Raw genomic sequence first — 7,078 nt, forward strand, 5'->3', positions numbered from 1 at the left:
TTGAAGAGCTGGAAGATCCTCCGCAAGCTACGCTGCTGTCCTTCCAAGGCCGGCCACCTGTGCAAGGCCATCGCCGTCCTTCAAAACCACCGCGTCACCCAGGTCGCGTGAGGATGAAATCGGTTCAATATATACGCGTAATGATCTTGGGGCTGTTTTCGCTGGTAGCTCCCTGTCTTTGCCGCACACGCGTGGCGCGAAACGAACCGCCCGCTGTCTGCGACGTGGCAGGATGTGGTGCATGCTGACTCGAAAGGACCATGCCGCGTAAGCCCCCCAATGCTCTGCGATCTGGCGGGAGTCGGTCACCCGAGCGCACGTCGCGTAAGCACATCCGTGGGCTCTCAGCCAAAGCCCAAGGCGCGATACGCCGCCTTGAAGATCAACGTTTCTGGTCGGACGCCATCGCCGATGCGCTGGATGCCTACGCGAGCTTTCTCCGAACTGCCGGCCGGTACATCTACGTGAACCAGGATTGCCCCTTCTGTGATCCGGTAGAGGCTCGTGATCGCTTGGAAGAGGCCTTGTGAGCCCTTCCCGCCGCTGCTCGCTCTGAGCTACGCGTCGTTGTGGAGCGGCTGGACGACCAGTTCCGTAACCGCACCTTGCCCGACCCGAGAGGCAGGGCCGAGGCCCTGGCTGGGTGTCAAGCCACCGACAGTCAGCCGAAAGCGGCTGGCAGGGGACCGGCAAGCGGCATCGGCATGGTTAGAGGTGTCAAAAGGTATAAGCCGCTGCACCGCGGAGGCGATTCGGATGGCTGCGATGACGATGCGAGAGTTCCCGGCCGTGCTGGAGGAACTCGGTCACGTGCGTCATTTCGTGGTCGGCGTCGTGGCTGGCCACCCAGCCGCGGACGACGTGGTGCTGGCGGTCTCCGAACTGGCCGCCAACGCCGTCGAGCACTCCGCCGCCGGCCGTGACGACAACTTCGAGGTGCGCATCGCCCACCTGCCCGGTGCGGTTCGCGTCGAGGTGCACGACCACGGCGGCGCGGGAGAGCCGCGGCTGGGCCGGGCCGGAGAGGAAGCCACGCGAGGCCGCGGGCTGTTCCTCGTCGACCATCTGTCCCGTACCTGGGGTATCAGCCACCAGCCCGACCACACCGGCGTCTGGTGCGAGATCGGCTGCACCTGCACCGATTCACTGGAACATGAGCGGGCCGCCGCCTGACCGCAGTACCAGCCCCAGGCCGAAGGCCATGTTCTCCTCCAGGTGCGCCAGTGAACCGGTGCCAGAGATCGCGAGGATGTTGGCGGAGCGGTGGAGACCAGGCAATGCACGTTGATCGTGTGCCCGCCCTCGCGCACCTTCTGGGTAAGGGGATCCAGCCACACGAACGGGTACGGGCCGAGCTGTTCGACCAGCTTGTCCACCCGCTGGGCCGACACCCGAGCAGGGAGCTGGTGCCCACCACGCTGATCAGCGCCTGCGCGGCCCGCCGCTGGCACCTGCGGATACCAACAGCGGTACGCCGCCGTTGAGCCAGAGCGAGACGGCCGCGTGCCGGAGGTCATGCGGGCGCTTGGCGAGCGGAGAGGCGACCTGAGCGGGCGTGAAAGCCAACAGGCGGGCGGCCTGTCAGACTTCGGTGTAAGCCGTGGAAGCCACTACCCCGCCTCGTTCGCTGCGGAAGATACGGCCGTCCTTGGCTATGCCGTACTCGGCGATGCGCTCGTGGAGCATCCTGACCTGGCGGAATGGGCACCGGACGGACATCTTGTCTGCCCCGGTGCTTGAGGCCGCGTTCTTCGTGGGCCTCTCCGCTGTCGGTCCACTGGGTATTGACCTCTGGCCGGGATACGTCGATCGTGGGCCGTCCCCAGCCTGACGTGGGCAGGTGGCAGTCCTGGAGCCGGAGGCCGGCCGCTTCGGCGGGGCGCAGGACGGCGTAGTACATGCAGGCGAAGAGAGCCATCAGCCGCCGGCCACGGCCCCGACGGCCCACGTACGTCACTGCGTTCAGCAGCTTTTGCGCCTGACGCGGATTCACCACCACGCGAGGGTCTACGGTCTCGGTCGTCTTGGGCGGCTTCCATTTGACCTTGTGCAGCGGATTTGCCGAAAGCTCCTCCAGCTCAACCGCGTAATCCAGGAGGGCATGAAAGACAGCCCGCTTCCGGATGATCGTCGTTGAGGCCGCCGCGCTGCCATCAAGGCACAGCGTTCGGGAATGCAGAGCGAGCCGTAGGAAGCGACGCATAACGAGTTCGAATCGTGGGCGGCACAATGACGGTGACCTGCCGAAATGTGCTTATGGGTATCAAGAGCGGCGGCGTAGGTGCCGCCGCGCGGCCCGCGCACGGCCGCACGCTGCGCGTGCGGCCTGGGGGCCGTTCTCGCGTGCGACGCGCGCGGGCCGCTACGGATGGCTGCCGCGCTCATCCTGAACCTCATGCGGGTAGTGCCCGTAGTGCCGTTGACGCCAGCGCTCGAAGTAGCCGATGCCCATCATGCTCACGCCAGCGAAGGCGGCTACGCAGAGGCAGAAGAGCAAGGTAGCCAGCGCGAAGGCGTACTCCCATCCCGTTGCGGCACCGATCAACAAGAAGAGGATGAGGAAGCCGCCGACAGCAGCGCCGGCGACCAGCCCGAGGCGTACAGGATGGGCCGCAGAGAACCGCTGACCGAGATGCGGCTTGGCATCGCCGCCCAACGACGCATCCACTCGCCAGAACCAGCCCGCAAGTAGCTTCAACCAGCGCACAGCGAACCCCTTTCATGCCTCCGGCAGGGGCGCTCCGACTCTGGGATGATCGCCGCGCCTCGCTTCAGAACCGTAAGTGGCTGAGGTGGAAGCCTGATCATCCCGCCCGCCATCGACCCTGGCAAAGCCGAGCAGACCAGGGCCACGGGCACCAGATCGTTCGTCCAGTTAGGCGCCCAATTTGGTGCCCGTGGCCTGGGCCCGCTTCATCCTCGGGCGGGTCGACGGCAGAAGGGAGAGCAGGCGGGGCGAGGTGTCGCTGGACGCGCAGGTCAGGGCCTACTCGTCCTCTTCGTAGCGCCACTCCTCAAGCACCCACGCGTCTTCTTTCGAGGCTCTGCGGGCGGCATATCCACACGGAACAGACGCGGTTTCCGCCACGCGCGGATCGAGATCGATGATGTGCGCCACATGGCAGATTGCGGAAGCATCCGGATCGCTGGCGTCGGTGATGTCATCGCCGATCAGCCAGTCGTTCTCATCGTCGTGAATCACGATGAGCGCCGGCAGCCCTCCGATGATCACCGTTCGCTGCACGACGGCTACGAGGCCGGGCGGAAACTTGCCGCCGGGAAACGGGAAGGGGACGTGCCGAACGACCTCGCTCATATCGCTCAGTCTGCCAACCGAGCTAAGGACCATCACGGCCGGGTGGGAACACGCCGACTCGTGGCCGAGGTACGCAGGGGCGCACAAGTACGCCGAGGTCGCGTGGCGGTTTCTGGGAGCCACCTTGGGAGCCACCCGAACGAACGATCATTGAATGGCCACGGGCTGATCCGGACGGTCCCGGGTGACCTGCCGGGCGAACGATCCCGGACGGTTGTGACGATCGTTTGGGCCTACGGATCTCAATGTTAGAGGTGCGAGTCCTCCCGGCCGCGCAGCAGCTCAAAAGGCCCATCCTGATCAGTGGATTGGGCCTTTGGGACCTTCGCGTCGCAGTGAAATACAGAAACGCGGGCAGTCTTCAGCGGACGTCCCTGATCTGATAGGTCAGGTGCCGAAACCGTCGTCTGGATGCCCGGGTGGGAGAGGCCGGCAGTCATGTGTGTCGAGCCACGCGCCGGCGTTCTCCAGAAGCGGTTCGGGTCCGTCATCGGTGCGGAAGGTGAAGGCGACGCCCGCAGGGTGGGTACGCAGTTCGGCGCTTCCGGGTGATCGTCCGGGGACCGGCTGCCAGTGGCAGCCGGCCGTCTCCAGGGCGGCGGTGAGCTGCTGGTAGGTCAGGCGCGCGGGGAAGGACGTGATCGCGCTCGTCTCGGCATCGGGCAGTTCGACAGTGGCGTGCCGCGTCTGGACGCTGAGCATCGTGACGGTCCGGCAGCGGCAGACGCCCAGTTCGACGTGGCCATAGGAGAACAGGTGGGGCCATCGGGTGCGTTTGCTGACGCGGCCGATATCCCATGGTGGGCCGAGGAGTGCGGAGATATCGGTCAGCGACGCACCGCACCACAGTGGCCCGATCCGTCCGGTCGAGCCGAACCCGGTCAACACATCCAGCGCGGTCACACGTCGGAGCGTACCGGCGGTTGCCGGGCAGGTGATCAACCGTGAGTTGCAGTCCCCGTTGCAGTTCAAGCCTGTTTGCGATCGCCACGGTGCGGCTGGCCACCGTACGTGCTTGGGGGCGCGTTCGACGATCCAGAGTTCGTTCGTCATCCTGGCTTGCTGCGGGGTTGCAGACCACGAAGGCCACCTCTGGGGGTTCGCCTAACGCCTCTGCTGGACCCGAGCCCGGATCGCGGGCGGGAGATACCGATCATTCGGGGATGCCGTCCTCGGTGTACGGGGTACCGACCCCGGTGTAGCCCAAGTGCATGATCATGCCCTGTGAGCCGTGCTCGAAGTTGTGGCAGTGGTCCATCCAGACGCCCGGGTTGTCGGCGGTGAAGTCGATTTCGAAGATCTCGCCGGGGACGACGTTGAGCGTGTCAGTCCACCAGGTGCTGCCGGCGGCGGGCACGCCGTTGCGCGACAGCACGCGGACGCGGTGGCCGTGCAGGTGCATCGGGTGGTCGATGAGGCTCCGGTTGACGATGCGCATCTTGACCCGGTCCCCTTCGGTGACCATGAGCATGGGCACTGCGGGGTAGAGGCGGCCGTTGATGGAGCTGCTCACATAGGTGAATGAGCCGAGCGCGAATCCGAAGCCGTCGTCCAACCTGATGTCGAAGGTGCGGTCGTAGGTCTCCTCCGGGATGGGCGTCTCCGTTCCGTGCGTCAGGGGGTCGAAGAGCGGGCCGGTCGCTGAGGGCTCGGGTGGCGCGGTGCCGTCGGGGCTGAAAGCCAGGGCGGCGGTGTTGGGGATCTCGTTGACGTCGATGGACAGGCTGACGGTGCCGGGCGGCATGGTGAAGGCGACGTCGAAGCGCCCGCCCGCGGCCAGCAGCAGGTCGGTGCCTCGGGGCAGCGGCGTCGCCCCCTGGACCTGGTTCCCGTCGATGGCGGTCACGGTGTACGGCGTGCCGCCGATGTGCAGGCGGTGCGGCTCCTTCGAGCTGTTGATCAAGCGCAGCAGCACCGGCTCGCCCGCCTCAACGGCCTGCCTCAGCGGCTGGTCGGCGGTGTCGAAGGCGGCGACCGGGTCGTCGGCGCCCGGCCACAGGTGGGTGAAGATGGTCTTCTCCACGCCCTGCTGGCCGTCCTCGACGATCAGCGAGCCGAACAGTCCGCGCTCGACCGTCAGGGACGAGTCGCGATGGGTGTGGTACCAGAACGTGCCGGTCCGGTCGGGCGCGAATCGGTAGACGTGCTTCTCGCCGGGCATGACGGCTTCCTGGGTGACGCCGGGCACGCCGTCTTCGGCGTTGGGCACGTCCACGCCATGCCAGTGCAGCGTCACGCCCTCCTCGACGTCGGTGTTGAGAAGGGTGACCTCGATCAGCCGGCCCTTCTTCACCCGGATCTGCGGACCGGGGGCCTGGCCGTTGAAGGTCAGCGCGTCGATCTCGCGGCCGGAGGTCAGCTTGACCTTGCCGTGTGCGGCGGTCAGGGTGACCCGCACGTCGGGCGTCCTGTCTCTGGGGCCGGTCAGGGTGGCGACGCTCGTGCCCATGTGGTGGTGGTGTCCGGCCATCGTGCCCGACGCGGCCACGTTGCCCTGGTAGACCAGGGTGAGGACGACGGCGGGCGCGACCAGGAAGCCGAGCGTGGCCCAGGGGCCGCGCCGGCGGCTCAACAGGTACGTCAGTCCCATCGCCACCAGGGAGGCGACCAGCGTGATGTTCGTCTCCTGCTGGGCGTACGGGAAGAACAGCCATAGAGCGGACAGTCCCACACCCACTGCGGCGGGACGCTGGGCCTCCGGCCGGAAGAAGGCCAGGACCAGGGGGACCGCCGCGAGGGGGACCTGGATGAGGAACCGGCTGCCGGCCAGCGGCAGCCCGCCGGTCAGCAGCAGGCCCGCCACGATGAGCCGGGCCAGGACGAGGGCCGCCGTGCCGTAGAGGATCCAGCGGGGCCGCCGGGCCCTGCGGCCAAGGGCAGCCGCGGCGGCCATGACCGCCAGGGCCAGCAGCATGTCGGTGAGGAAGAGAGGCTCGGACATCGCGGGCGTCAGTCCCACAGGGCGATCGCCGCGAGCATGGCGCCTGCGGGGAGCAACAGCCACGGCTCGGCCAGCACGAGTACGGCCGTGAAGAGCAGCGCGAACCACGCCAGCCCTTTGGCCATGCGCCGCTTGGTCTTGCTCTTCTTCTTCTTGTTCTTCTTCTCGGACGTGCCGTTCTCGGGGGTGTAGTTCTCGGGCTCCTCGGCGGGGACCGTGTACGGGGTTTCGTCGATCGTTGTCATGACGCTCACTCTGGAGGGCGGGCCTGTCGCCTCGCGTCGGTGAAACCTGCCTACGCCTGAGACGTAGGTAGTCATCGCCGACGCCGCCACGATCCCCTCGGCGGCACTGTGAGCCCATGGAGAATCTCGCGAAGACGGAGGAGATCGTGATGCGCGTGCGGCACGCGGACGGAACGTGGTCGGCCAGACCGATCTGGGTGGTGGTGATCGACGGCGCTGCGTATGTCCGCTCCGCCTTCGGTCATCGGAGCGGGTGGTACCGCGGGGTGCTGGCGCATGCAGCGACGGAAATCGAGCTGGCCGGGGCGGCCGTGCCCGTGCGACTGGTGCCCGTGGACGAGCCCGCGCTGGTCGACCGGGTCTCTGAGGGCTACTGGGCGAAGTACGCGCTGAGCTGGCCCGGCCCCGTGCAGACGATCACGGGGCCGGAGGCCGCGGAGACCACCATGCGGCTAGAAGGCTTAGCCGCCCGGAGGCGGTCATGGTGAGCCGGAGTTTGTTCGAATGAGCTCGAACGGGCTGGTTTAGGCGGGGTTTAGGCGGCGAGGCCTGCCTGTTGGGCGAGGTCGTCGATCG

The 7,078-nt window shown here is 67.0% G+C and carries 7 protein-coding genes and 2 pseudogenes; 3 read left to right on the forward strand and 6 right to left on the reverse strand.

Features of this window, described 5'->3' with window-relative positions; genetic code table 11:
- Both ACTWQA_RS58265 and ACTWQA_RS58270 read left to right on the forward strand, forming a co-directional pair.
- Positions 1-111 (forward strand): annotated as a pseudogene (locus tag ACTWQA_RS58265) (IS5/IS1182 family transposase); the annotation flags it as partial.
- A gap of 654 nt (positions 112-765) precedes the next feature.
- A complete protein-coding gene (locus ACTWQA_RS58270; protein ID WP_443167372.1) occupies positions 766-1,173 on the forward strand; it encodes an ATP-binding protein in 408 nt (135 codons plus the stop codon).
- A gap of 89 nt (positions 1,174-1,262) precedes the next feature.
- Here ACTWQA_RS58270 and ACTWQA_RS58275 read toward each other — a convergent pair.
- The 6 genes and pseudogenes from ACTWQA_RS58275 to ACTWQA_RS58300 all read right to left on the reverse strand — a co-directional run.
- Positions 1,263-1,447, reverse strand: a pseudogene (locus ACTWQA_RS58275) (IS256 family transposase); the annotation flags it as partial.
- Positions 1,448-2,362: 915 nt separating this feature from the next.
- Positions 2,363-2,707, reverse strand: a complete 345-nt coding sequence (locus ACTWQA_RS58280; RefSeq protein ID WP_443167373.1) for a hypothetical protein — start codon at positions 2,705-2,707, stop codon at positions 2,363-2,365.
- Positions 2,708-2,986: 279 nt separating this feature from the next.
- On the reverse strand, positions 2,987-3,316 hold the full coding sequence (locus ACTWQA_RS58285; RefSeq protein ID WP_443167374.1) for a hypothetical protein: 330 nt from the start codon (positions 3,314-3,316) through the stop codon (positions 2,987-2,989).
- A gap of 387 nt (positions 3,317-3,703) precedes the next feature.
- Positions 3,704-4,219, reverse strand: coding sequence for a hypothetical protein (locus ACTWQA_RS58290; RefSeq protein WP_443167375.1), 516 nt, complete (start codon positions 4,217-4,219; stop codon positions 3,704-3,706).
- A gap of 250 nt (positions 4,220-4,469) precedes the next feature.
- Positions 4,470-6,257: a multicopper oxidase family protein gene (locus ACTWQA_RS58295; protein WP_443167376.1), complete on the reverse strand. Its 1,788-nt coding sequence runs from the start codon at positions 6,255-6,257 to the stop codon at positions 4,470-4,472.
- Positions 6,258-6,265: 8 nt separating this feature from the next.
- The gene (locus tag ACTWQA_RS58300; protein ID WP_443167377.1) at positions 6,266-6,502 is read right to left on the reverse strand and encodes a hypothetical protein; all 237 of its coding nucleotides are present in this window, start codon (positions 6,500-6,502) and stop codon (positions 6,266-6,268) included.
- A 116-nt stretch (positions 6,503-6,618) separates the two neighbouring features.
- Between ACTWQA_RS58300 and ACTWQA_RS58305 the strand changes: the two genes are divergently transcribed.
- A complete protein-coding gene (locus tag ACTWQA_RS58305; RefSeq protein ID WP_443167378.1) occupies positions 6,619-6,990 on the forward strand; it encodes a DUF2255 family protein in 372 nt (123 codons plus the stop codon).
- Positions 6,991-7,078 lie beyond the last annotated feature (88 nt).

The organism is Nonomuraea sp. 10N515B, assembly GCF_052245915.1.
GTDB lineage: Bacteria > Actinomycetota > Actinomycetes > Streptosporangiales > Streptosporangiaceae > Nonomuraea.

What these genes read in the sequence shown, in the direction of transcription:
- ACTWQA_RS58285 (WP_443167374.1), bottom strand. Translation starts at nt 3,316, where the DNA reads ATGAGCGAGGTCGTTCGGCACGTCCCCTTCCCGTTTCCCGGCGGCAAG.
- ACTWQA_RS58305 (WP_443167378.1), top strand. Translation starts at nt 6,619, where the DNA reads ATGGAGAATCTCGCGAAGACGGAGGAGATCGTGATGCGCGTGCGGCAC.
- ACTWQA_RS58295 (WP_443167376.1), bottom strand. Translation starts at nt 6,257, where the DNA reads ATGTCCGAGCCTCTCTTCCTCACCGACATGCTGCTGGCCCTGGCGGTC.
- ACTWQA_RS58300 (WP_443167377.1), bottom strand. Translation starts at nt 6,502, where the DNA reads ATGACAACGATCGACGAAACCCCGTACACGGTCCCCGCCGAGGAGCCC.
- ACTWQA_RS58270 (WP_443167372.1), top strand. Translation starts at nt 766, where the DNA reads ATGACGATGCGAGAGTTCCCGGCCGTGCTGGAGGAACTCGGTCACGTG.